General features: G+C 42.2%; 21 protein-coding genes. 9 read left to right on the top strand and 12 right to left on the bottom strand.

The genetic code is table 11. The features are described from left to right. The first annotated feature begins 20 nt into the window (after nucleotides 1–20). From ID165_RS22190 to ID165_RS22180, 3 genes are all read left to right on the top strand, one after another. On the top strand, nucleotides 21–1,094 hold the full coding sequence (locus ID165_RS22190; protein WP_192347611.1) for an anhydro-N-acetylmuramic acid kinase: 1,074 nt from the start codon (nucleotides 21–23) through the stop codon (nucleotides 1,092–1,094). 71 nt (nucleotides 1,095–1,165) lie between these two features. Further along, entirely contained in the window at nucleotides 1,166–2,392 is a 1,227-nt protein-coding gene (locus ID165_RS22185; RefSeq protein WP_192347610.1) for a Glu/Leu/Phe/Val dehydrogenase dimerization domain-containing protein, read from the top strand. A 181-nt stretch (nucleotides 2,393–2,573) separates the two neighbouring features. Beyond that, complete coding sequence (locus tag ID165_RS22180) at nucleotides 2,574–4,094, top strand: sodium:proton antiporter (RefSeq protein WP_192347609.1); 1,521 nt, start codon at nucleotides 2,574–2,576, stop codon at nucleotides 4,092–4,094. A gap of 3 nt (nucleotides 4,095–4,097) precedes the next feature. On the opposite strand, the gene ID165_RS22175 is transcribed toward ID165_RS22180, so the two are convergent. After that, entirely contained in the window at nucleotides 4,098–4,685 is a 588-nt protein-coding gene (locus tag ID165_RS22175) for a DNA-3-methyladenine glycosylase I (protein ID WP_192347608.1), read from the bottom strand. 294 nt (nucleotides 4,686–4,979) lie between these two features. Here ID165_RS22175 and alr point away from each other — a divergent pair, with 294 nt between their 5' ends. After that, nucleotides 4,980–6,134 carry an alanine racemase gene (gene alr, locus ID165_RS22170; RefSeq protein WP_192347607.1) on the top strand — a complete coding sequence of 385 codons (1,155 nt, stop codon included), beginning with the start codon at nucleotides 4,980–4,982 and terminating at the stop codon, nucleotides 6,132–6,134. Here alr and purU read toward each other — a convergent pair. From purU to rfbC, 9 genes are all read right to left on the bottom strand, one after another. Then, nucleotides 6,131–6,985 (bottom strand): formyltetrahydrofolate deformylase, encoded by an 855-nt coding sequence (gene purU / locus ID165_RS22165; RefSeq protein WP_192347606.1) that lies wholly within the window; start codon nucleotides 6,983–6,985, stop codon nucleotides 6,131–6,133. The two genes, alr and purU, sit on opposite strands and share 4 nt — an antisense overlap. A gap of 81 nt (nucleotides 6,986–7,066) precedes the next feature. Beyond that, nucleotides 7,067–7,342, bottom strand: a complete 276-nt coding sequence (locus ID165_RS22160) for a hypothetical protein (RefSeq protein WP_192347605.1) — start codon at nucleotides 7,340–7,342, stop codon at nucleotides 7,067–7,069. Nucleotides 7,343–7,416: 74 nt separating this feature from the next. Continuing rightward, nucleotides 7,417–8,154, bottom strand: coding sequence for a shikimate dehydrogenase (locus ID165_RS22155; protein WP_192347604.1), 738 nt, complete (start codon nucleotides 8,152–8,154; stop codon nucleotides 7,417–7,419). Next, nucleotides 8,151–9,086: a DUF368 domain-containing protein gene (locus ID165_RS22150; protein WP_192347603.1), complete on the bottom strand. Its 936-nt coding sequence runs from the start codon at nucleotides 9,084–9,086 to the stop codon at nucleotides 8,151–8,153. The genes ID165_RS22155 and ID165_RS22150 overlap by 4 nt, the downstream gene beginning before the upstream one ends. Nucleotides 9,087–9,144: 58 nt before the next feature. Beyond that, nucleotides 9,145–9,915 carry a phosphosulfolactate synthase gene (locus ID165_RS22145; protein ID WP_192347602.1) on the bottom strand — a complete coding sequence of 257 codons (771 nt, stop codon included), beginning with the start codon at nucleotides 9,913–9,915 and terminating at the stop codon, nucleotides 9,145–9,147. Nucleotides 9,916–9,931: 16 nt separating this feature from the next. Beyond that, the gene (locus ID165_RS22140; RefSeq protein WP_192347601.1) at nucleotides 9,932–11,347 is read right to left on the bottom strand and encodes a tetratricopeptide repeat protein; all 1,416 of its coding nucleotides are present in this window, start codon (nucleotides 11,345–11,347) and stop codon (nucleotides 9,932–9,934) included. Between the two features lie 144 nt (nucleotides 11,348–11,491). Then, nucleotides 11,492–12,445, bottom strand: a complete 954-nt coding sequence (locus tag ID165_RS22135) for an NAD-dependent epimerase/dehydratase family protein (RefSeq protein WP_192347600.1) — start codon at nucleotides 12,443–12,445, stop codon at nucleotides 11,492–11,494. A gap of 15 nt (nucleotides 12,446–12,460) precedes the next feature. Continuing rightward, nucleotides 12,461–13,207: a tyrosine-protein phosphatase gene (locus tag ID165_RS22130; RefSeq protein WP_192347599.1), complete on the bottom strand. Its 747-nt coding sequence runs from the start codon at nucleotides 13,205–13,207 to the stop codon at nucleotides 12,461–12,463. Next, nucleotides 13,207–13,758 (bottom strand): dTDP-4-dehydrorhamnose 3,5-epimerase, encoded by a 552-nt coding sequence (rfbC, locus tag ID165_RS22125; protein WP_192347598.1) that lies wholly within the window; start codon nucleotides 13,756–13,758, stop codon nucleotides 13,207–13,209. The genes ID165_RS22130 and rfbC overlap by 1 nt, the downstream gene beginning before the upstream one ends. A gap of 201 nt (nucleotides 13,759–13,959) precedes the next feature. Between rfbC and hflX the strand changes: the two genes are divergently transcribed. Together hflX and ID165_RS22115 are read left to right on the top strand one after the other, a co-directional pair. Continuing rightward, nucleotides 13,960–15,210, top strand: coding sequence for a GTPase HflX (gene hflX / locus ID165_RS22120; RefSeq protein ID WP_192347597.1), 1,251 nt, complete (start codon nucleotides 13,960–13,962; stop codon nucleotides 15,208–15,210). Between the two features lie 544 nt (nucleotides 15,211–15,754). Next, a complete protein-coding gene (locus tag ID165_RS22115) occupies nucleotides 15,755–17,416 on the top strand; it encodes a PQQ-dependent sugar dehydrogenase (protein WP_192347596.1) in 1,662 nt (553 codons plus the stop codon). A 221-nt stretch (nucleotides 17,417–17,637) separates the two neighbouring features. Here the strand turns inward: ID165_RS22115 and ID165_RS22110 are convergent, their stop codons facing one another. After that, nucleotides 17,638–19,290 carry a M1 family metallopeptidase gene (locus tag ID165_RS22110; protein WP_192347595.1) on the bottom strand — a complete coding sequence of 551 codons (1,653 nt, stop codon included), beginning with the start codon at nucleotides 19,288–19,290 and terminating at the stop codon, nucleotides 17,638–17,640. A 265-nt stretch (nucleotides 19,291–19,555) separates the two neighbouring features. Here ID165_RS22110 and ID165_RS22105 point away from each other — a divergent pair, with 265 nt between their 5' ends. The 3 genes from ID165_RS22105 to ID165_RS22095 are packed head-to-tail and all read left to right on the top strand — an operon-like array spanning nucleotide 19,556 to nucleotide 20,481. Then, nucleotides 19,556–19,918 (top strand): n-acetylglutamate synthase, encoded by a 363-nt coding sequence (locus tag ID165_RS22105; protein ID WP_225586870.1) that lies wholly within the window; start codon nucleotides 19,556–19,558, stop codon nucleotides 19,916–19,918. Between the two features lie 42 nt (nucleotides 19,919–19,960). Further along, nucleotides 19,961–20,179: a hypothetical protein gene (locus tag ID165_RS22100; protein ID WP_192347594.1), complete on the top strand. Its 219-nt coding sequence runs from the start codon at nucleotides 19,961–19,963 to the stop codon at nucleotides 20,177–20,179. Continuing rightward, nucleotides 20,176–20,481: a type II toxin-antitoxin system RelE/ParE family toxin gene (locus ID165_RS22095; protein WP_192347593.1), complete on the top strand. Its 306-nt coding sequence runs from the start codon at nucleotides 20,176–20,178 to the stop codon at nucleotides 20,479–20,481. The genes ID165_RS22100 and ID165_RS22095 overlap by 4 nt, the downstream gene beginning before the upstream one ends. Before the next feature lie 327 nt (nucleotides 20,482–20,808). On the opposite strand, the gene metE is transcribed toward ID165_RS22095, so the two are convergent. Further along, nucleotides 20,809–23,136 (bottom strand): 5-methyltetrahydropteroyltriglutamate--homocysteine S-methyltransferase, encoded by a 2,328-nt coding sequence (gene metE, locus ID165_RS22090; RefSeq protein ID WP_192347592.1) that lies wholly within the window; start codon nucleotides 23,134–23,136, stop codon nucleotides 20,809–20,811. Nucleotides 23,137–23,168 lie beyond the last annotated feature (32 nt).

The following is a 23,168-nucleotide window of genomic DNA, read 5'->3' as shown; positions in this document are numbered from 1 at the left end:
CACTTAACAAACTTTAACCCATGAGTCCTACAAATTACACCATGATCGGATTGATGTCAGGAACTTCAGGAGATGGACTGGACATGGCCCATTGCAGCTATGAACTTCACGATCAGTGGTCTTACGAGATTCTAGATGCCGTTACGGTACCATTTCCAAAGGAAATAGGGGAAAAGCTCATGAATTCCCATAAACTAACCGCTCTGGAATTGGCTCTCTTGGATGTGGATTTTGGAAAGTGGATGGGCAAGAAAGTGAGGGAATATTGCAGCGAAAAACAAATCAAACCGCTAGCAGTCTGCTCGCATGGACACACGGTTTTCCATCAGCCGGAGAAAGGGATTAGCCTTCAGATAGGAAACGGCTGGAGTCTGCATCAGGCAGCTGGATTAAAAGTAATCAATGACTTTCGAATGCTGGATATACAGCTGGGCGGTCAGGGTGCTCCCTTGGTACCGATCGGCGACCGCTTGCTTTTTCCATCCATCGACTTTTGCATCAACCTAGGGGGTATTGCAAATATTAGCATGGAGTCAGCAGGGAAACGTATCGCCTTTGATACTTGCCCATTTAATCTCTTAATGAATGCCCAAGCAAGTGCACTGGGGGCCGAATACGACAAAAATGGAGCTTGGGCAAAAGAAGGCACTCTCAATGAAAAACTGTTTGATGCACTAAACACGCTCCCCTACTATTCCAAATCTGATGCAAAATCACTTGGTCGGGAGAATTTGGAAGACGATTTCTTACCTCTGCTCATTTCAAGTGGTCTTTCTGAAAAAGATATTCTACGAACTCTGGTGGAACATTATGCATTTCAGATAGCCAGAGTCGTAAAGCAAAATCAAACTTCTGATCACCCCTCTGTCTTGATCACAGGCGGTGGAGCATACAATTCTTTCTTTATAGATAGGCTGAACGGTCAACTGGATGGCAAATGGCTCCAAACCTATGCATCCTCCGAATTGATAGAATTTAAAGAAGCACTGGTTTTTGGCTTCTTGGGTGTATTGCGTCTCCGCAATGAAAACAATTGCCTTTCCTCAGTAACAGGAGCAAGTAATGACTCATCGGGAGGACTGATTTTCGGCTAACCGCCTATCAGACGTCAAATAGCAGGACTCGATTATTTTTCTATTTTTGCCCAGATATAAACCCAATTCGCATGCAGGAATTACTTAAAAAGTTTGAGAATAAACAACCCGAAATCATCTTCGAATGGAGCGATAGCGAATCAGAAGCGGAAGGATGGGTGGTGATAAATTCACTTAGAGGAGGAGCTGCCGGTGGTGGCACCCGAATGAGAAAGGGGCTGGACAAGCGGGAAGTAGAGTCCCTAGCCAAAACCATGGAGGTAAAGTTCACTGTGTCGGGACCCGCCATTGGCGGTGCCAAATCAGGAATCAACTTTGACCCAAAAGATCCCCGCAAAGACGAAGTGCTAAGACGTTGGTATAAGGCTGTCATACCCCTATTGAAAAATTATTATGGAACCGGAGGAGATTTAAACGTGGACGAAATCCACGAAGTAATTCCCATCACTGAATCGTATGGTCTATGGCATCCGCAGGAAGGGGTAGTAAATGGTCACTTTCATGCCACTGAACCTGAAAAAATCCGAAAAATAGGCCAACTCAGACAGGGTGTATCCAAAGTTCTCGAGGATCCGGACTTCACTCCAAATGGCACCAAAAAATATACGGTGGCAGATATGATCACCGGATTCGGCGTGGCAGAAGCAGTAAGGCATTATTATAAAATCTGGGGAGGGAACATCAAAGGAAAACGCGCCGTAATACAAGGCTGGGGCAACGTAGGAGCCGCTGCTGCTTGTTTCCTTGCTGTAGAAGGAGTAAAAATAGTAGGCATAATAGATCGCGAAAGTGGAGTGATCAATGAAGAAGGCTATTCGCTGGACGAAGTTCGTGAGCTTTTTCTCAACAGAGACGCAAACAAGCTTGTAGCGGAAAACCAATTGTCTTTCGAAGAGGTTAACAACAAAATATGGGATCTGGAAAGTGAGATTTTCATCCCTGCGGCCGCTTCAAGGTTAATCCAAAAGGATCAGGCAGAGAAAATGGTCAATTCCGGACTGGAAGTTATTTCCTGTGGTGCCAATGTGCCCTTCGCAGACCCTGAGATATTCTTCGGGCCTACCGGTGTGTGGACTGACCGGCGAGTGTCCGTGATCCCTGACTTCATCGCCAATTGTGGTATGGCACGCGTATTTGCTTATCTGATGAGTGATAACGCCGAAGTCACCGATATGGCGATATTCACTGACGTAAGCAAGACCATCGAAAAGGCACTTAAAAATGTACATTCCCTAAATCCACAGAAAGTTAAACTAGCCGAAACCTCCTTTAGTATAGCCCTAGCACAACTCGTGTAAAAGTATACTTGGTCTTTGGATTGGCTGAGTTAATTTTTGATTAAATCAGTCAGAAAGCAAATATTTGATTGTGCTGTATCGGGCAAAAGCTGTAGTTTAGCGGAAGCCATTCTTGATCCGCCCCAATCAAATATTTGCTTAAATTAACCGAAAAGAACCTCTAGCACACCTTATTAGCCTAATGAAGAATTTTATCTTAAGTTTCTCCATACTTTTCGGAATATTATTTTTTGGTGGATTAAATGCACAATCCTCTTACGCTCAACCCATTGATAATGAGCTAGTCTATTTAGCCCAGGCAGATCACGAAACTAATGATCAAGTAGGCCCACATGAGGATATGGTGGCAGAGGCTGTAGATGAAGAGCATCATACAGCACCTATCTGGTTGGTTATTCCATTTGTAGCGCTGCTGCTTATGATAGCAACAGGCCCTCTATTTTATGAGCATTTTTGGCATAAAAACTACCCGAAAATTGCCATAGGCTTCGCATTGCTGGTAGTTTTCTATTATCTTTTTATGCTGGAAAATGTTCATGCTCCTGTCCATGCATTGGCAGAATACATTCAGTTTATCGCACTATTGGCCTCATTGTATATTGCATCAGGCGGAATCCTGATTGAAATCGACAAGAAAGCCACCCCGTTTGCAAATGTAACCTTGCTGATCATCGGTGCATTGGTTTCCAATCTCATCGGAACTACCGGTGCTTCCATGCTCTTGATCCGCCCTTTTATCAGATTGAACAAAGGAAATATTCAAGCTTACCACATTATATTCTTCATATTCATGGTAAGCAATGTAGGTGGCTCATTGACTCCCATCGGGGATCCCCCACTATTTTTGGGATTCTTGAAAGGAATTCCATTCTTCTGGACTTTAGAGCATAACTGGCCTGCATGGATGTTCGCATTAGTCGTATTAGCTGTTGCCTTCTATTTTATAGATAGAAAAATGGGCCGGGCTAATAATGACAGTGAACTGGAAATGACAACCTACTCCAACAAGCTTTCCTTAATAGGAATGAAGAATTTTGGGTGGCTCTTCATCATCATTTGCTCAGTATTCCTTGACCCTAATGTGATAGAAGGTGTTCCTGCAATTACCTATGATGGTCAAAAATTCTCTTACATAAGAGAAATCATCATGCTGACCGTAGCATTTCTTTCGTATAGATTTGCCGATCAGAGAGCGATTAAAGGCAATGAGTTCAACTTTGAACCAATACGGGAGGTAGCATTTATATTTATAGGCATATTCGGCACAATGATGCCTGCCTTAGAACTCGTTGGAGCATTTGCCAAGTCACCTGACGGGGCGGCAATGATCACACACAACACGCTCTATTGGGGTACTGGGGTCCTTTCCGGCTTCCTTGACAATGCACCGACTTATCTGAATTTCTTAGCTGCTGCCATGGCTTCCAAGGGTGCTTCTATCAATAATATTGAAGAAGTCCGTCAGTTTGCGGCCAATGGATATCATGATTCATCTTTTGAATTGATGGCTATTGCGATAGCATCGGTATTCTTCGGTGCCATGACTTATATAGGAAACGGTCCAAACTTCATGGTAAAGTCCATAGCAGAACAGAACGGCATCAAAATGCCGTCGTTCTTTGGCTACATCATTCGATTCTCTCTGCCGGTTCTTCTGCCACTACTATTTTTGGTTTGGTTGGTATTCTTTGCTTTTGTATAAATTCTATACCTCTGCGAAGCGGAAACAAGATTCCAGATGGTCATTGAATAGTCCCGTTGCCTGCATGTGTGCATACACAGTAGTACTTCCCAGAAATTTGAATCCGCGTTTCTTCAAATCCTTGGCAAGCAAATCCGATTCTTTGGTGGTGGCCTGAGCTTCACTCATGGAGGACAGACGATTCTGAATCGGTTTCCCACCTACAAATCCCCAGATGTAATTGGAAAAAGATCCAAATTCCTTTTGAACTTCCATAAAGCGTATCGCATTATTGATCGCAGCACGGATTTTCAACACATTTCTGACTATACCCGGATCTTGGAGTAATTCCTGCACATAATTTTCAGGAAATTCAGCCACTACCTTATAATCAAAGTCTGCAAAAGCTTTGCGATAGCCCTCCCTCTTCTTCAAAATGGTAGCCCAGCTCAAACCTGCTTGGGCGGACTCTAAAATTAAAAATTCGAAATGAACCCGATCATCCCAAACAGGCACACCCCACTCCGTATCATGATAATTGACATATTCCTTGAAGCCAAGACACCAGGGACAACGAGGCTTTTGATCAGAAACTTGAAAGGTGTTTTTCATATGTTTATAATGGTTTTTTTGGTCGCCCCGATTTGTCGGGACAGGCTATGGAATCTCACAGGAGAAATAATCATACCTGTCTGCCTCAGACCGAATCGATTTCATGTGTTTATAATTTGTTTTTCATTGGCCACACGGAATCTTTGACGATTAAAATCATCATTTCCCTGTGTGTTTTAATGATGATTTTAATCGTGTCGATTTCATAAAAGTCAAATTAAGGAATAAAATTAATCAAGAATTGGGATTAGGGAATACAGTACATTACTTTCTCGATTCAATTTGAATACAACTATGATTGCCACCTCCACCCTTGAGATCAGCTCAAAAGCTTACCGTCAAAACATACGCTATATCCGTTCAGAAATAGGCCCAAAACCTATTATCTCTGCTGTAGTGAAAGGCAATGCATATGGCCATGGTATCTCGCAAATGGTAGAAATAGCCGAAAAAGCGGGAATTCGACATTTCAGCACCTTCAGCTCGGATGAAGCTTGGGAAGTCTGGGAAAAATCCAAAAAAGGATCTGAAATCATGATCTTAGGCATGCTTCACCTAGAAGAACTGCCGGAGCTTATTCGAAAAGGAATCAGTTTTTATGTGTTTGATTTTGAAAGATTAAACAGAGCAATCTCAATTTCGAAAGAGATAGGTATTCCCGCCAAAATCCATATTGAAGTTGAAACCGGATTTCATCGAACCGGATTTGATTGGAATCAACGTGAGAAGTTGGCCGAAATACTTCTGGAAAACAGTAATTGCATAACTATTGAGGGACTTTGCACCCATTATGCAGGAGCCGAATCTGTGAGCAATTTCGTCAGAGTAAAAAATCAAATCGCCAGATATCACGAATTCAAGGACTTTTTCAACAAAAAAAACATAGTGTTCAAAACCTACCATACAGCTTGCTCTGCAGCTACACTTATTTTTCCCGAAACTATCATGGATATGGTAAGAATAGGTATAGCAGGTTACGGTTTTTGGCCTACAAAGGAAACTTTTTTCGCCAAACTGAATTCACTCCCAAAAGGGAACAAAAATCCTCTTAAACGGCTGATTACCTGGAAAAGTGGCATTATGAGTTTGAAGACAGTGAAGACAGGAGAATTTGTCGGCTATGGAAACAGCTATATGGCCTTAGAAAATATCCGTCTCGCCATAGTTCCAGTGGGCTACGGGCATGGGTACAGTCGCCTACTTAGCAATCAGGGTATGGTGCTGATCAATGGGCATTATTGCCAAGTAGTAGGGACAGTCACGATGAATGCCATTGCTGTGAATGTGAGCAAGGTCAGAGATTTAAAAATAGGTGATGAAGTAATTCTTATCGGGAAGCAGGGAGGAAAAGAAATCACCGTAGCTTCCTTCTCCGAATCAACCCAACAGGTGAACTACGAAATGCTCACTAGACTACCAAAAGACATACCACGGAAAATCATTCCCTAATAGAATATCACCGTTTTGTTTTTGATCGGCATCACTTTACGGTCTACATGATATTTGATGGCTTTGGAAAGGACTACTTTTTCTACATCCTGTCCGATTTGAACCAATTCAGAAACGGTATTATGATGCCTAACCCGGGCTACCTCCTGCTCAATGATTGGCCCTGCATCCAATTCTTCTGTCACGTAGTGGGCCGTCGCACCTATGATTTTCACACCTCGATCATAAGCTGCGTGGTATGGTCGAGCTCCTACAAAAGCCGGTAAAAACGAATGGTGAATGTTAATAATCCGATTGGGAAAATGGGTAATAAATTCAGCTGACAAAATCTGCATGTATCTACCCAGCACCACAAAATCTATTTGATTAGCTTTCATCAGCTCCAGCTGGTTGGCCTCAGCAGCTGCTTTAGTCTCAGGGGTAATAGGAGTGTAGTGAAAAGGAATACCGAATGCCTCCACGATTTCCCGCAAGCTTTGATGATTGGAGACTACCAAGGGAATATCCACCTCAAGCTGTCCGGCATGATGCCTCCCTAGAATATCAAATAAACAATGGGAAAGCTTGCTGACAAAAATCGCCATCCTCGGCTTTGGAAAGTTAAAATGAAGTTTAAAATCCATCTGAAAGCGATTACCCACTTCACGCTCAAAATGAGTAGCAATCTCATTCTTGTGCAAAGAGAAAGTATCCAGTTCCCAAGCTGCTCTCATGAAAAACATCCCCATCTCCTTATCCACATGCTGGTCCACCTCAAGGATATTTCCTTCATAGGCATAAAGAAATCCAGAAACCGCCGCAACGATTCCCTTTTGATCGGGACACTGTATGATAAGTATGGCTTTTTTCATTTTTTATAAAAGTGGCTTACATGGCAAACGATTACTGTTTAATGCGATTTAATGCATTTCTACAGCGTGTTAGGTGCATTTTCATTTTTTTCTTGATTCCCTTTTGACTTCCATTGCCAATTCCCATAGTTGAGTTCTAAGTATGGAAAAATTTTCATTATTGCGAGTGATTTTCGTTAAGTATGTGTCATTAAATGACCCCATACTACCATATGCTCTAAGAATCTTCGAAACGGAGCTTTCTATATCTTCGCTTAATAAGTTTTTTGCCTCAAGAAACCATTCTGCCCGGTTTTTCTGACTGTCTTGATTCAACAAGGTTATTAGTTTATCTAATATTCTTTCTATCTCGCTCATTTCCGTCACTTTCTTTCAGTTAATTGCACCTAACACTTGCATTGACGATACTTCCGTCATCTGTCTTCCAGCTTTTATGAATTCCAGATTTTCCAGGCAGCTTCTGCTTGAAGAATAAGCATTTCATGTCCATTTTTTGCTTTCCCCCCTTTTGCCAAGCAGGCTTTCATAAGCGCTGTTTCGGCAGGGTTATATACCAAATCATACACAAAATGTTCAGACGTAAGCTGATCCACCGGAATGGCAGGAATACCTTCCACATTGGGAAAAGTCCCCAGCGGAGTAGTATTGACTATCAGCATATGGCTCAGCATCAGATCAGCATCAGAGGCCAGCTCTTCATAGGTGATCTGATCTTCATCTTCTGTGCGGGATACAGACAAGAACTCAATGCCCAAATCCTTCAAAGCCTGTTTGACAGCCTTAGAAGCACCGCCTGTACCCAAGACCAAAGCCTTTGGCTTGACTAAGCCTAGCCAAGAGGAAAGTGATTCTTTGAAGCCTATATAATCGGTATTGTAGCCTATTCGCATTCCATCCTGAATATGGATGCAATTTACGGCTCCGATTTCTTCGCATGCTTCGTCTAGATCGTCCATCAAGGCGATCACATCTTCTTTGTGCGGAATGGTGACATTGATGCCTTCGATTTCAGGATTTTCACTAAGAATCCCTTCTAGCGCATGTACATTGGGAATATCATACAATTCATACGAACAGCCTTCAATTCTTTCCCTTTCAAATTTCTCCGTGAAATACTTCTTAGAGAACGAATGCGTAAGTGGATGTCCTATCAATCCGAATTTTCTCATGATTTCTTTAAATACGCCGCAAGACGGTCGATCCCAAACACCAAAATAATCCCAAAAGCGAAGGCGGCAATGGCCACCATAAGTTTTGGTTCGAAACCCGTTTGCTCCAAATACTCCCCGGGAAATAAATTTTCCGTCAAAAACGGTTTCTCTTCACCACTGGAAGAAGTACGGTATGCAGTGACAATCTTCCAAGGCCAAAGCTTGTTGATAGATCCCAACATAAAACCTGACAGCAATCCAATGGTGACGGAATAAAACCGCTTCAACAACCAAGAAATTATCCGGCTAAAAGATAATAACCCTACAATGCAGCCTAGTGCAAAGACCGCCAACGTAACAAAATCACGGTCCGAAACTGCCTGCAACACCGGCTCATATTTTCCTAAAATCAACAAAATAAAGCTTCCGCTGATTCCCGGCAAAATCATCGCACAAATCGCTATCGCTCCAGCCACAAAGGTAAACCAAAGTGCGTCGGGACTGCTTGTAGGCGGCAATTCAGTAATAAAATATGCTGCCACCGTACCTATGATAAGGGCAAGTACCGCTCCTAAACTCCATTTTTTGATGTCCTTCAATATCAGAAAGGCGCTTATCAAAATCAACCCACAGAAAAATGACCAAAGTGGAATGGGATGCTCTGCCATCAAGTAAGTGATCAGCTTCGAAAGCGAGAAAATACTCGTCATAATCCCCAAGAACAGGCTAAGCAAAAAAGCTCCGTTCACCGCCTGAAAAAAGGCCTTGAACTCAAACTTAAGTAACAGCTTAAGGCTATCTCCATTAAAAGAATTGATGCTTTGAAGCAATTCTTCGTAGATTCCTGTGATCAGCGCAATCGAACCACCGGAAACTCCCGGTACTATGTCTGCCGCTCCCATCCCCATACCCTTCAGGTAGGTGAGTACATATTTTCTGATAAAATCCATGGTCAAAAATAAAGGCTGATCAGAATATTCCAATCAGCCTATAGTAAGTTCATTAGTATTACAATTTGATTTCTCCCAAAAAGTGGTCGAATGTATCGCCTCTTAGTCCCAGTCGAATAGTCTCCAAAGGAATAATTTCGGAAGGGCTGATATTTCCAAGATTCACATTTGCGCCGATTAGCTTGATAAACCAAACTTGCTGAGATTTGATAGGTGCTTCCCAGATGATCCTTTCTTCAGGAATCTGAGTTAGAATTTCTTCCACCAATCCTTGTCTTACTTCTCCTGAATCTCTGAAAAGACCTACATTTCCGCCTTCTCTGGCCTCTCCAATTACTTTCCAGGCACCTGCATCCAACTCTGTCTGCATCTGCTCGATCCACTTATATGGCGGAATGATTTTGGCAGCATCCTTAGATCCTACTTCCGATAAAACCGTTACTTGCTTGGCTAGCGTAGTGATGTATTCACACTTCTTGTCATGATTCAGAGAAATAGATCCATCTGAAACCTCAGCGAAAGAAAGATCATATTTATCCAGTACTTTTCTGTAATCGTCAAATTGACCTCTTACAATAAAAGCTTCGAAAAGTGTGCCTCCCAAGTAGACAGGTATCCCTGCTTCCTTATAGATAGCTAATTTTTCCGATAGGTTTTTGGTCACATATGATGTGGCCCATCCAAGCTTTACTATATCGACAAAATCGGAGCAACTATCGACAAAATCTTCTGTGGCACGTAGGCTTAGGCCTTTGTCCATGGCCATGGTAAATCCTTTGGTTCGTGGCTTTTCAGTCCGAACGGGGATATTATTCAGCTCATAATTCATTAGCGAGGTTTTAATGTTAAGACTCGAGATTTTCCTCTCGATATTGGGCAATAATCTTGTACAAAGCCTTCTGCTGTTTCAGCTCAGGCATCAAATCATACATGATGGTATGCTTATCAAAGTTCAAAGTTAACCCATTTTCCAAAAATGAAAACGCCTCTTTGTAATTGCCCATTTTGATTAGGTACACCACCAAGCGATAATATAGCTCGGCTTCTTCCGGCAACTCCTCAATCCCCTCTCTTGTTACGTCAATTGCCTCTTCAAAGCGGTTTTGCTCAAAATAGATAAGTGCCAGATTTATATAGGTTTCCAAAATACCAGGCTCCAAATTGATCGCTTCTTCGTATGCTTCAGAGCTGGCTTGCATATTTCCCAAATTAAATTCAGCGTCTGCAAGACCTACCCAATAATTTGAGTTTTCTTTTGTAAGATTTAACGCTTTTTTGAAATAATGTATGGCTTCAAAGAATTTCTCCTTCTTCAGCATACACATTCCCAAGCCAAACCAGGCATCATCATACTCCTCATCAAATTTGGCTGACTTTTTAAAGTACTTGAAAGCCTCCTCTATTTTGTCAAGCTTCTCGTACGCCGCCCCCATGTAGCAGCAATTTTCGGCATTCGCTCCTTCACAATTGATCGTGTTTTGATACGCTTCCAGTGCCAGCTCATACTGCTGCGTGTTCATCAGTGCATTGCCCATATTGAAATAAGCAGAGGCAAAAGCATCATCAATCAGTAGGGCATAATCATACGCTTTGATTGCATCTTCAAATCTTCCCAAGCGATTATAAACCACGCCCAAATTGTACCAGGCACCTGCACTGTAAGGATCTTGATCGATAAACTCCTGATAAAAATCCAGAATTTCATCAAAAGAACCCTCTTCCTCAGTAATCATCGCCAACTGGAAAAGAGCATCCTCATGGTTGATGCGGTTCTTTACAGCTTCTTTGAAGTAGTAACTTGCTTTTTCATTGTTATCTTGGATACGGTACAAATTTCCCAAGGAATAAAATACCTCCGCTTTATCTTCTGCCAACGGCAGAAAATTCTCCAACAATTCCACGCCTTCCTGAGGGGTGCCCGCCAAAATGTAAGCGTTAGCCAAAGCAAGAATTATCTCCTCGTTGTTTGGAGATATGTTATTGATATTTTCTAAGATGCCCAGTCCTTCTTCCAATTCATCATTGAAAATCAGACATTGAGCTTTCAGAAGTTTAATTTCCACAGAAAACGGAAACCTTTCCAACGAAAACTCAGCTGCACGGAGAGCCTTTAGGAATTTCTGTTGATCAAAGTAAAATCGTATGATGTCTTCCAATTCTTCCTCTTCGAAGTAAAGGTCCAGATTGGATTGCAGGGAATTTTCAAATCGCTCTACCAGCTTCTTGTCATTTTCCCAATCGTGATCGTGATCTCCGGTCATTAGGATGTGTTATGGTTTATTTAAGTTACCAATTAATTTGATCTCTCAAAATCTCGATTTGTTAAATTTTATCTTCCTCTTTCGGAGATATATTGTTGTCTCTTCGGGGGCTTTGAAAAGAAACGATTCAGATCAAAAATAAGTTTACTTTGACCACTTTAAGGTTTCATCCAAACTATGATAGCTGCTTCCAAGCAGTTTGTTCACTTTAGTATTGTCAAAAAACACTTTTTGCTGCGATATCATCGCTGTCTTCTTGTTGAGCGGGCTTTTGCTCAGCCCTAATTTCCTGAAAATTGCATTGAAAAACACTGCCATGCCCAGCAATGCTGAGCTTACCGGCTTAGACGGAGCTTTCTTGTCAAATACAGCAGCCATTTTTTCAAAGAATTCCCGGTATGAAATCTTATCCCTGTTCAAGATAAACCGCTCTCCCCAGGCTTCCTTTTCCACCAATTCTCTGACTTGTCTGGCAGCATCCCTTACATCTATGTAGTTCAGATCGCCATTTGGGTAGTAGGGATTTTCCGCCAGTACATAATGGTAAATATCAGAAGAACTCCGATCATCACTGACTCTTCCAAGCAGAATGGAAGGGTTTACCACTAGCAAGTCCAGTCCTTCCTGCTCTCCTCTCCACACTTCCAATTCTGCCAAATATTTGGAAACTCCATAATCAGTGTTTAGTGGAGACTCTACCCATTTGAAATTCTCATCGAGCTTCTTCAATTCAGGACTTCTTCCTATCGCAGCTACAGAACTCACATGCACGAGTTTTTTCACACCTGTATTCAGCATGGCATTGACTAGATTGGTAGTGCCGCCCACATTGATACGATGCAGACTTTCCCCATCACCGGCATCAAAAGACACTTTTCCTGCAGCATGAACTACCAAGTCCATTCCTTCAAGTGCTGCCTCCAGAGATTCAATGTCGGAAAGCTCGCCTACATGCCAAATGACAGGGAATTGAGTTCCTTCCAGTAATCTGTACGAAGAATCGCTTCTGCGAAAACCATGAATCTCTCCTAGAGCAGCAAATTCTTTAGCCAAATAGCTCCCAAATAGTCCCGTAATACCTGTAATGAGGATTTTCATTGGCTTATTCACAAATCAAAGAGAGGAATTAAGCACGTTGAGTTCTTTGATTTTGCTGTATAGCTTAGATTTAGGCAAAGCCTCCATCATATCCAAGTAGCGTGGGTTGTGGCAATCAGTGCCAAAAAACCTCACTAAGCCAGTCTCTACAAGCATTTCACCAAAATCCTTTACAGGCTTCGAGTAAAAACCTGTCAAAGACAATAAATTTACCTGAAAAAGAATGTTTCTATCTGTCAAATCCTGAAGTAGCCCTTTATCCCCAATTAAATATTGATAGCGCTCAGGATGAGCGAGAATCGGTCTGTATCCAGCCATTTCCAATTGGAAAATTATCTCCAGCAGCATCTGCGGCTTATTGATAAAACCCGTCTCTACCAAAATGTACTTATCCCCAAAGGTGAGAACCTGCTCTCCGTTCTTGATTTTCTCCAAGAAAATCTCGTCCATATAATATTCAGCAGCAGCCTCTATTTCAATGGAAATACCCTCATTCCTAACAGCCCGACGAAGATCCTCCAAGCCCATGTTGATGATTTCAGGCGTATTACGATAGTACTCCGACATAATGTGGGGAGTAGTTATTATTTTGCGCAAGCCATAATCAGAAAGTCGCTTGATCAAATGAAGAGATTCTTCCATGGTCTTGGATCCATCATCGATACCGGGTATCAAATGCGAATGCATGTCCACTTCTAACCAACTCAAATCAAGGTCTTCGTGTACTTCTGGTGTTTTCTTAAAAAGATCCAAAAATCCCATTACAATCCTCCTTCATCAGTTTTAAATTCTTCCAAAGTAGGCCAGACGGCATCCTTATCAGATGTAATCGGTTCAGCTATTTGCCAATCTATACCTAACGCAGGATCATTCCAAAGGATCCCTCCTTCACTTTCCTTGTTGTAATAATTAGAACACTTATATGCGAAAATAGAATCTTCCAACACGGAAAACCCATGTGCAAAGCCGGCAGGGACATACATCAGGTTATTTCTTTCGGCATCAAGGATGGTTGAGTATTTCTCCCCGAAAGTAACAGAGTCTATTCTCAAGTCTACAATCACATCCAAAACCTTCCCCTGAATCACCCGCACCAACTTCGCCTGTGCGAACTCTCCACGCTGAAAATGCAATCCACGAACTGTTCCCTTCTGAGAAAAGCTCTGATTATCCTGCACCCATTCATGATCCACTCCCGCTGATTGTAACCAATCTGCTCGATAGGATTCAAAGAAATAACCTCTTTGGTCTTCGAAAACTCTTGGGAATATCTCTAAGACACCCGCTAGAGATGCTTTTTTTACTTGGGCCATCTAGGTATATGTTGGTTCCGGAATTAAAAGGCAAAATAACCACCAGTCACATGACTATCCTAATCAATTGTAAGGAAATATGTCGAACTTTGTATCATCTTTTCCCGCAATTTGAAAAAACATAGCTATAAATCACCATTTCTAAAGAATTAGGAAACTAAATTTTAGTCTTTCGCATTGTTTTGACATAGCATTTAACTTATGAGTAAACATTCCCGCAAACTTCAAAAACTATACGATACCGCTGACAAAGAAGAAACTGCCATTTTAGTAAGTGTAGTACGCCAGTATCAAACCGATCAACAGACGGAGGAATACCTGGATGAGTTGGCATTTTTGACAGAGACTCTAGGAGCAAAGACAGTCTATCGCTTTACCCAGAAAATGGAAAAGCCGGATATCAAGACCTTTGTGGGCTCCGGTAAACTCGAAGAGATCCAGGCGTACATCAAACATTTTGAAGTAGATATGGTCATCTTTGACGATGATCTTTCTCCTTCTCAGATGAGAAACCTAGAGAATGAGCTGAAGGTGACGATCTACGATAGATCACTTCTGATTTTGGATATTTTCTTACAAAGAGCCCAGACTGCCCAAGCCAAAACTCAGGTAGAATTGGCTCGCTTCCAATACTTATTGCCACGATTGACCAACCTATGGACTCACTTGGAGCGCCAGAGGGGTGGTACTACTACCCGTGGTGGTTCCGGCGAAAAAGAAATCGAAACGGATAAGCGTGATATAAGAAACCGGATCACTCTTCTGAAGGAAAAGCTCCGAGAAATAGAAAAACAAGGTGAAACCCAGCGCAAAGGCAGAAAAGGAATCGTTCGTGTAGCAGTAGTGGGTTATACCAACGTGGGTAAAAGCACGCTGATGAACCTAATCACCAAGACAAATATTCTGGCCGAAAACAAGCTTTTCGCCACCGTGGATTCCACTGTCAGAAAAGTCGTACTTGAAAATGTCCCTTTCCTACTTTCGGATACCGTCGGATTCATCCGAAAACTCCCCACACACTTAATTGCAGCCTTCAAATCCACATTGGATGAAATTCGTGAGGCCGACTTACTTGTGCATGTGGTCGATATTTCCCACCCTCATTTCGAAGACCACATTGCTGTAGTCACGCAGACACTAAATGAGATCAAAGCTGGGGATAAGCCCATCTTACTTGTCTTCAATAAAATCGATCTGGTAGAAACCATGCCAAGCGAGGAAGAAAGTATGAAAATGACTGAGCTGGAATTGGAAGAAGCCAGTTTTGTGGATTTTGATGCGTTGGCAGAAGCTTACGAGAAGAAAACAGGAATTCCTCCTGTTTTTATGGCTGCTGCAAGTGGACAGAATGTCGCCGAATTCCGTCAGGCTTTGATTACAGAAGTCAAAAAACAACATCGTAAAATATATCCCAATTACTTGGAGGATGAGACATTCACCTTAGAAGGATAAGATGATTTTCTAGAGGCTGTCTCATCGCGCCCACCTGCAGCAGGGTAGACAGTCGAAGCCCCCTTTTGTCAATTACTCAGCTGCCGCTGTTCGTGCCATCACGAACAGCCTTCGTTGAATTAGTAGATTTGCGCTGTTCTGAAAAACCTGACAGGTGGGGTATAAAATTTGACAGAAATAAAACTTGTCAATTTATATCAGCCTATTTGGGAATCAGCTTAAACTCGCCGTTTTCCAATATTCTGATTAATAACATTTAGTAAATGGGGTGAAAAAATATTTAAATATTGATCATATTGAACACCCCACCCGACAGGTTTATCCGGTATTTTTTACATTTAGCGTAATACTAGTTTTAAGGCCTAAGAATTCTTGCGACATAGAACCCTAGCTAGGCGGAGACAGCACATTTTGAATTTTCATGAATTTCCAAAGTAAATGTAGCCTTCTGAAAAATTCTCCCATTATAAAGACAACACATGATAGATAAACCAATTATATCAATTTGTTTGGTGCCATCGGGTAAAACCATTAATTAGCACCAATGAAAAATTTGATATTTCTTTTTATTGCTCTTACGGTTCTTTTCTCCTGCTCTCAGAAAAGTGAATTCGGAAGCGAAATAAGTACTGGTTCAGAACAAATTAAGGCAGGAAAGGCGCTTTTTGAAAATAACTGCAGCACTTGCCACAGTTTCCAACAAAATGGAATCGGCCCCAACCTTAGCGGAGTAACCCATCATGTAGAGACTGAGTGGGTCAGAAATTTCATAAAAAATCCTTCCAAAATCATTGCCTCAGGAGATCCCCGTGCGGTCAGTTTGGTAGAAAAGTACAAAACCCATATGCCTCCTTTTGCAGGACTTTCTGAAGACGAATTGGATGCCTTGTTAAGTTACCTCCACACATACGAAGCGCTTCCTGACTCTGTGCCTGTGGCGGGTTTGGAAGATCCTATTCCGGACAGCATTCCAGACTCCGGGATACGCTTAGAGATAGAATATTTCGCACAGCTCCCTGCCTCAGATCAAAAAGCACCTTTGGCTAAAATGACAAAAATGGAAGCTGAAAATAATTCCGGGCGACTTTTTATCAACGATCAGCGGGTAGGATTGTATGAGTTGATTAACGGAAAACCAACACTTTACCTTCCCATAGCGGAGCTAAAACCCGATCTGGTAAGCCAGCCGGGATGGGCGACTGGCATGGCCAGTTTTACTTTTCATCCTGAATTTGCTGATAATGGACTATTCTATACAGCGCATACCGATGCCGGAGGCGCACAAATAGCCGATTACAGCTATCCGGACAGCATCCGCCATTTTATGCAATGGGTGCTGACGGAATGGAAAGCCGAAGATCCCAATGCTGCAAGATTCAAAGGAACCAACCGGGAAATTGTACGGGTGGATATTCCTTCCCAAGCTCATGGCATGCAGGAAATCACCTTTAATCCCCACTCCAAAAAAGGTGATGACGATTATGGACTGCTATATATTGGCTTTGGGGACGGAGGGCTGACGGAGCAGGGTTTTGCCCATATTTCTGATAGTAGAGGGGGTAATATTTATAGCAGCATTCTGAGAATTGATCCTCAGGGAAACAACAGTGCGAATGGTGCTTATGGTATTCCGCCTTCCAATCCTTTTGCCAATAAAGAAAATAAAGCCGGCGAAGTGTATGCGTACGGCTTCCGAAATCCGAATCGAATCTTCTGGAATGCTGATGGAAATATGTTTGCAACCGACATAGGGCAGCATTCTATAGAGGAACTCAACAAAATAGATCCCGGTAAATTCTACGGATGGCCGATTAGAGAAGGGCGTTTTGTAATCAACCCTTACGGTAAATTCAATGAGATTTTTGTTCTTAAAGATGATGATGAAAAGGCCGGTATCACATATCCTGAGATCCAACTGGACCATGATGAGATAGCTGCAATTTTTGCAGGATATGAGATGCCTTACGGTGATCTGAAAGGCAAATTGATTTTCGGTGATATCCCTTCAGGAAGACTGCTTTTTGCAGATCTTAAGGATCTCGGCAATATGAAAGTGCAAAGCTGGGGAGTGATTTTCGAAGGCAAGGAAATAACCCTGCAGGAGCTGGTGGAAAATGATAGAGTTGATCTCAAATTTGGTCAAGACGCTGATAAGAACATCTATATCATGAGCAAAACAAATGGGAAAATCTATAAAATCAATTGATTATGATTAACCAGAATGATGCCAGTAGCGATATTCTCTTTGGTTTACAGCAGGGAAGACAGAAGACGGGAGACCGAAGTGACAACTTGACACTAAGTTTACCAATCCATAACTGCTTTTGCTTGCTAACTGGCCGAAAATCGGATATACATATGAAATTCTAACAATCTGGCCTCAATCAACACAAGCGGGCAAAGCAATATGCTGCATTCCCCACTTCTTTAATTCCCGGAAATATTCATAGTTCCTACATAGTAGTTTTCATCCACACTGATCTTTGCATTTTTCTGAGGCACGTCCACAGATTGCCAGCTTTGAGTTGGTATCAACCCCGTTTCTTTTCCATCGACGTAGATTGTTACAGGCATTTCGAAGCCATCGACCACATTTTCCCATCGGTAATACAACTCGCCGTCTTTCAGGTTATAGCTAAAAACCGGGATGCGGATATCTCTTAAGTATTGATCAAAAACCGGTTTAAGATTAATCCCGGCTTTTTGGCTGATGTAATTTTCGATTTGACGGGTAGAAACAGTCTTATGGTAAAACTCAGCGTTCAATCCACGTAAAATTGATCTCCATTTCTCGTCGTCATTCACAATCTGACGGATCATATGAAGCATATTAGCTCCTTTGTAATACATATCTCCGGATCCTTCAGCGTTGACATTATAAGTGCCGATGATCGGAATGTCATTATTGATTGCCATTCTTGTACCCAATACATATTCTTTGCTTGCTTCCTTTCCATAGAAATAATCCAGAAAAAGATTCTCCGAATAGGCTGTGAAACTCTCATGAATCCACATGTCCGCTACATCCCGGTAGGTGATATTATTGGCAAACCATTCGTGACCTGACTCATGAATGATAATAAAATCGAACTTCATCCCCCAACCGGTACCACTCAGATCACGGCCTAAGTAGCCGTTTTTATAGTTATTGCCATAAGTCACCGAACTCTGGTGCTCCATACCCAAATAAGGTGCTTCGACCAGCTTGTAGCTGTCCTCATAGAATGGGTAAGGGCCAAACCAATGCTCAAATGCTTTCATCAACCTAGGTGCGTCCTCAAATTGCTTTTTGGCTTTCTTTAGATTATCCCTGAGCACGTAATAATCCATGTCCAGCTCACCCTTTTCACCTGCGTATTTTTCACCGAAGTGAACATAATCACCAACATTAATATTGATACCGTAATTGTTGATTGGATTTTTCACTTCCCAGTGATAGGTCTTGGTCTTGGCTGCTTTATCATGATCTGTCCCGATCAGCCGCCCGTTGGAGACATCCATCAGGTTCTCGGGTACTGTTACACTAAGTAAAACTCCTTGGTCAGGTTCGTCATAACCATGGTCTTTATTCGGCCACCAGATGCTGGCCCCTATTCCCTGATTGGCATTGGCAATAAATGGCAAACCATTCTTATCCGTTTGCCATGTCAACCCCCCATCCCATGGAGGACGAATCGCCTCCACCGGCTTTCCTGAAAAGGTCAATACCACTTCTTTTTCTTCCCCCACATTCTGCGCTGCTTTCAATGTGATAAAATGTGCATTACCATCGTGTTCGATTTCCAGTTCCGTTCCATCTTGCTCTGCTTTCGTCAGCTGCATAGGTGCCTGCAAGTCGATTTGCATGCGTTTCAGTGGCTCCAGCACTTTGTACCGAACAGTGTTTTTCCCCGAAAGCGACTTGGTATCAGGATCTACTTTTACTTCCAAATGGTAATGCTGCAAGTCCCACCAAGCACGCTCAGGCGTAATTGTGCCGCGTAGCGTGTCCTGTCTGGTAAAAGTTTCACCATGGGGGAACATCTGTGCTTGGGCACTGAGGCAAAATAGAAGGCAAAAACTAGCAAGAATGGATCTCATAGGGAAGTTGAAATTTGGGATTAGATATCACAAGATACGGGTAAGGATTAATTGAGAACCCATAATTTTCCACGAAAGGGCTTAATTTTAGTAAAAATTCTATGATTATCCGCAATGATACCAGTAGCCATATTTTCCTTGCTTTACTGGCTGGAAGACCGATGACCGAAGCAGCCTCCTCGCTAAAGTTTACCAAATCTTATATCGCTTTTGCTTCCTTACAGGTAGAAAAGCGGATATACAGTAAAAATTTTAACCTCAACTTATGCAAAATCCAGATGAATCGATGCTGATCAATTATAACAACCGCTCTTTCCGTGCCGTCCAGAACACCGAAAATGGAGAAACATCCGAAGAGACTATTTTTCGTTATAAGCAGGACGCTAACATTCTGACTGCTGAATATGCCGGCGGAAAAATCCTAAAAGGCCATCTGATAGGTTTAGTGGACGAGTCCGGAAACATCAACATGCGCTATCATCAGGTGAATAACAAAGGCGAATTGATGACGGGAATTTGCCATTCTAAACCCGAAATCTTGGAAAACGGGAAAATCCGCCTCCATGAAATCTGGGAATGGACCTCAGGCGATCAATCAAAAGGAGAAAGTGTAATTGAGGAGATTTGATTGGTAAAAGCCTTAAATTAGAGAGACAAAAATCAGCAGATTATGAAAAAGGAAAAATTAAGATCAGATATATATTCCATGATAGCAGATGTGGAGAGCGAAGAATGGCTTGAAGAAATCAAACTGTTTTTGGCCAATCGAGCAGACTATGAGGCAAGATTAAATTCTACTGCACAGGTAAGCGAGGAGGATATAAAATATGGTAGAGTAATGGATATTGAGGAAATAAAGAGAAGAATGTCCAAGAAACTAAATAAATGAGAATCCATTTTACAGAGGAAGCTTGGAATTCACTAGATAAAACGACAGATTTCTATCTTTTTGAACTTGATATCCCTGCTTTCATTGTAGATAAAATTGTTAGAGAATTATTAAAAAAAGTGCAACTGCTGGTTGAAAATCCTTATCTGGGTCAGAAGGAACCATTCTTATCTCATTTGGGCAAAAATCATCGCCGTATTTTTTACATGAATATTAAAATAATTTATAGAATTGAAGAGGATAAGCTATATATAACTGATTTTTTCGACTCTAGACAAAATCCCTCAAAAATGAAATTCTGACTACCAGGAGAGACTTCTTTTAAAGGCAATTGAAGAGGAAGATGATATCAAATACGGAAGATTTTTAGATCTGGAAAAAATAAAATCAAGGCTTTTTGAAAAATTGAAATCACGATCAGAGGATGTGAAAAATGAGAAATTTATCACCCAGGAGGATTTAGAAAAAGAGTCTGAAATCTGGTAAAAGAGTTGTCTGGCCTTCTATGGCAAAAGCGATTCAAAACAAGTACCTCAATGATTAACCTGCGTTCTCTGCGTAAACCTCCGTGCTCACCGCGGTTAGAAAAAATCGCCCAGCGGAATCCTACTCCGCCAGGCAACTTGTTTTTAGCTCACAGGCTCAGTCACTGCTTCACGCAGTTTCTTTGCGGCAGACACCATTTCGATCAGTGCCTTTCTGGTTTCTTCCCAGTGTCGGGTTTTTAAGCCACAATCCGGGTTTACCCATAGATTTCCCGCAGGAATCACTGCTTTCGCTTTTTCCATTAATGCAATCATTTCGGCTTTAGACGGCACCCGTGGCGAGTGAATATCATAGACTCCAGGTCCGATTTCATTTGGATAATTAAACTCCGCAAAAGCATCCAGCAACTCCATTTGAGATCTGGAGCATTCTATCGTAATCACATCCGCATCCATGTCAGCGATATTCTGAATGATATCATTGAACTCTGAATAACACATGTGTGTATGGATCTGCGTTTCGTCTTTCACGCCGCTGGCGGAAATCCTAAATGCACGAACCGCCCATTCCAAATACGCCTGCCAGTCAGCTTTGCGAAGCGGAAGCCCTTCTCGGATCGCAGGCTCATCGATCTGAATTACGCCAATTCCAGCCTTTTCCAAATCCACTACTTCGTCACGGATAGCCAAAGCAATCTGAGTACACGTTTGGGATCTAGGCTGATCATTACGCACAAAACTCCATTGCAGGATTGTCACTGGGCCTGTAAGCATTCCCTTGACCGGTTTATCCGTTAGTGACTGCGCAAAAGCTGACCAACGCACCGTCATAGGCCCAGGTCTATGTACATCTCCATAAATAATCGGTGGCTTCACACACCTACTGCCGTAGCTCTGCACCCAGCCAAACTTGGTAAACGCAAACCCGGCCAACTGCTCCCCGAAGTACTCCACCATATCATTTCGCTCAAACTCTCCATGCACGAGCACATCCATGCCGATTTCTTCCTGCCAGATGATTGACTCTTTGGTTTCTTCCTCAAGCAATTTTTCGTAGGCTTCTTTGGTCAAATCGCCTTTCTTAAATCTCGCTCTCCAAGAGCGTACTTCGGTAGTCTGTGGAAATGAACCAATAGTCGTTGTGGGAAAAAGTGGGAGATTTAAAGCAACTTTTTGCTTGGATTGGCGGCTTGAGAAGCTGCTTTTACGCTGATCATCGGTTTTTACAATAGATTTTACCCGATCTTTGACCTGTGGGTTGTGGATAAGTGCTGAGGATTTTCTGCTGGCGATTGCCACCACATTTTGTGAAAAACTCTCCAAAACCTCTAAATCATTATTGTTTTCTACAAGCTTTTTCAAGGTCACAACCTCTGCGATTTTCTGCTTTGCAAATGCCAACCATTGCTTTACTTCAGCCGGAAGAGTTGCTTCATTTGTCTCCAAATCCAAATCGCATGGAGAATGGATCAGCGAACAAGAAGGTGCTACCCAAAGACGGTCTGCACCGATTTTGTGGGCAGCCTTATCGATCAGTGCAAAGGATTGCTGAAAATCATTTTTCCAGATATTTCTTCCATCCACTACTCCCAGTGACAAGTTGACGTTGGCTTTCAATTTTCCCGAATCCAAAATATCATCCAATTGGGATGGACAACGTACCAAATCCAAATGCAACGTATGAACCGGAAGAGAAAGTGCGATTTCGAGATTCTCCCCGAAGCAGTCGAAATAATTGGCAAGGATAATTTTGAGAGAAGGAAATGCCTTTTTTATCTCCTCATAGACGTATGAAAATGCCTTTTTCTCCTTTTCGGTAAGATCCATTGCCAGAAAAGGCTCATCAAACTGCACGTATTCTACATGAAGTGCATCAAGCTTTTTCAACAGTTCCAAGTAAACAGGAAGGAGGTTTTTGATCAGGTCAATCCGTTCAAAACCTTCCTCTTTTTCTTTACCCAAAAGCAAGTAGGATACTGGACCTATCAGAACAGGCTTGGTCAAAATTCCAAGTTGCTTTGCTTCGGAAAATTCCTTGATGACTTTGGTGGAGAACAGCTTAAACTCCTGATTTTTGGTAAACTCAGGAACAATGTAGTGGTAATTGGTATCAAACCATTTGGTCATCTCCATGGCGGTGATGTCCAAACCGTTTTGCTGATAGCCACGGGCCATCGCAAAATACAAGTCCAGTTCATGTCCACCTTTCTGCAAAATCACTTCATGATAGCGCTCCGGAATCGCACCAACCATCAGGGACATATCCAAAACTTGGTCGTAGAAGGAGAAATCATTGGAGGGTACCAAATCAATTCCGGAATCCTTTTGAAGTTTCCAGTTGTCCTTTCGGATACTTTCTCCAGCAGTGAGCAGGTCAGAAAGGGTGATTTTGCCTGACCAATACTGTTCACAGGCTTTTTTGAGTTCTCGGTGGCTACCAATTCGCGGATAGCCAAGATTATGCGTCTGCATCTCTTTTAACTGTTAATGATGAATAATTCGTT

The sequence above is a fragment of the Algoriphagus sp. Y33 genome, from assembly GCF_014838715.1.
GTDB lineage: Bacteria > Bacteroidota > Bacteroidia > Cytophagales > Cyclobacteriaceae > Algoriphagus.
Note: the sequence above shows the minus strand (reverse complement) of the source record. Positions and strands in the feature narration are given on the sequence as shown.

Bases quoted from the DNA above. Each gene is read 5' to 3' on its own strand.
- hflX (WP_192347597.1), top strand. From the start codon at position 13,960: ATGAGTAAACATTCCCGCAAACTTCAAAAACTATACGATACCGCTGAC.
- rfbC (WP_192347598.1), bottom strand. From the start codon at position 13,758: ATGGCCCAAGTAAAAAAAGCATCTCTAGCGGGTGTCTTAGAGATATTC.
- metE (WP_192347592.1), bottom strand. From the start codon at position 23,136: ATGCAGACGCATAATCTTGGCTATCCGCGAATTGGTAGCCACCGAGAA.
- ID165_RS22150 (WP_192347603.1), bottom strand. From the start codon at position 9,086: ATGGATTTTATCAGAAAATATGTACTCACCTACCTGAAGGGTATGGGG.
- ID165_RS22180 (WP_192347609.1), top strand. From the start codon at position 2,574: ATGAAGAATTTTATCTTAAGTTTCTCCATACTTTTCGGAATATTATTT.
- purU (WP_192347606.1), bottom strand. From the start codon at position 6,985: ATGAAAAAAGCCATACTTATCATACAGTGTCCCGATCAAAAGGGAATC.
- ID165_RS22155 (WP_192347604.1), bottom strand. From the start codon at position 8,154: ATGAGAAAATTCGGATTGATAGGACATCCACTTACGCATTCGTTCTCT.
- ID165_RS22110 (WP_192347595.1), bottom strand. From the start codon at position 19,290: ATGAGATCCATTCTTGCTAGTTTTTGCCTTCTATTTTGCCTCAGTGCC.
- ID165_RS22140 (WP_192347601.1), bottom strand. From the start codon at position 11,347: ATGACCGGAGATCACGATCACGATTGGGAAAATGACAAGAAGCTGGTA.
- ID165_RS22190 (WP_192347611.1), top strand. From the start codon at position 21: ATGAGTCCTACAAATTACACCATGATCGGATTGATGTCAGGAACTTCA.
- ID165_RS22135 (WP_192347600.1), bottom strand. From the start codon at position 12,445: ATGAAAATCCTCATTACAGGTATTACGGGACTATTTGGGAGCTATTTG.
- ID165_RS22130 (WP_192347599.1), bottom strand. From the start codon at position 13,207: ATGGGATTTTTGGATCTTTTTAAGAAAACACCAGAAGTACACGAAGAC.
- ID165_RS22105 (WP_225586870.1), top strand. From the start codon at position 19,556: ATGCAAAATCCAGATGAATCGATGCTGATCAATTATAACAACCGCTCT.
- ID165_RS22160 (WP_192347605.1), bottom strand. From the start codon at position 7,342: ATGAGCGAGATAGAAAGAATATTAGATAAACTAATAACCTTGTTGAAT.
- ID165_RS22175 (WP_192347608.1), bottom strand. From the start codon at position 4,685: ATGAAAAACACCTTTCAAGTTTCTGATCAAAAGCCTCGTTGTCCCTGG.
- alr (WP_192347607.1), top strand. From the start codon at position 4,980: ATGATTGCCACCTCCACCCTTGAGATCAGCTCAAAAGCTTACCGTCAA.
- ID165_RS22095 (WP_192347593.1), top strand. From the start codon at position 20,176: ATGAGAATCCATTTTACAGAGGAAGCTTGGAATTCACTAGATAAAACG.
- ID165_RS22115 (WP_192347596.1), top strand. From the start codon at position 15,755: ATGAAAAATTTGATATTTCTTTTTATTGCTCTTACGGTTCTTTTCTCC.
- ID165_RS22100 (WP_192347594.1), top strand. From the start codon at position 19,961: ATGAAAAAGGAAAAATTAAGATCAGATATATATTCCATGATAGCAGAT.
- ID165_RS22145 (WP_192347602.1), bottom strand. From the start codon at position 9,915: ATGAATTATGAGCTGAATAATATCCCCGTTCGGACTGAAAAGCCACGA.
- ID165_RS22185 (WP_192347610.1), top strand. From the start codon at position 1,166: ATGCAGGAATTACTTAAAAAGTTTGAGAATAAACAACCCGAAATCATC.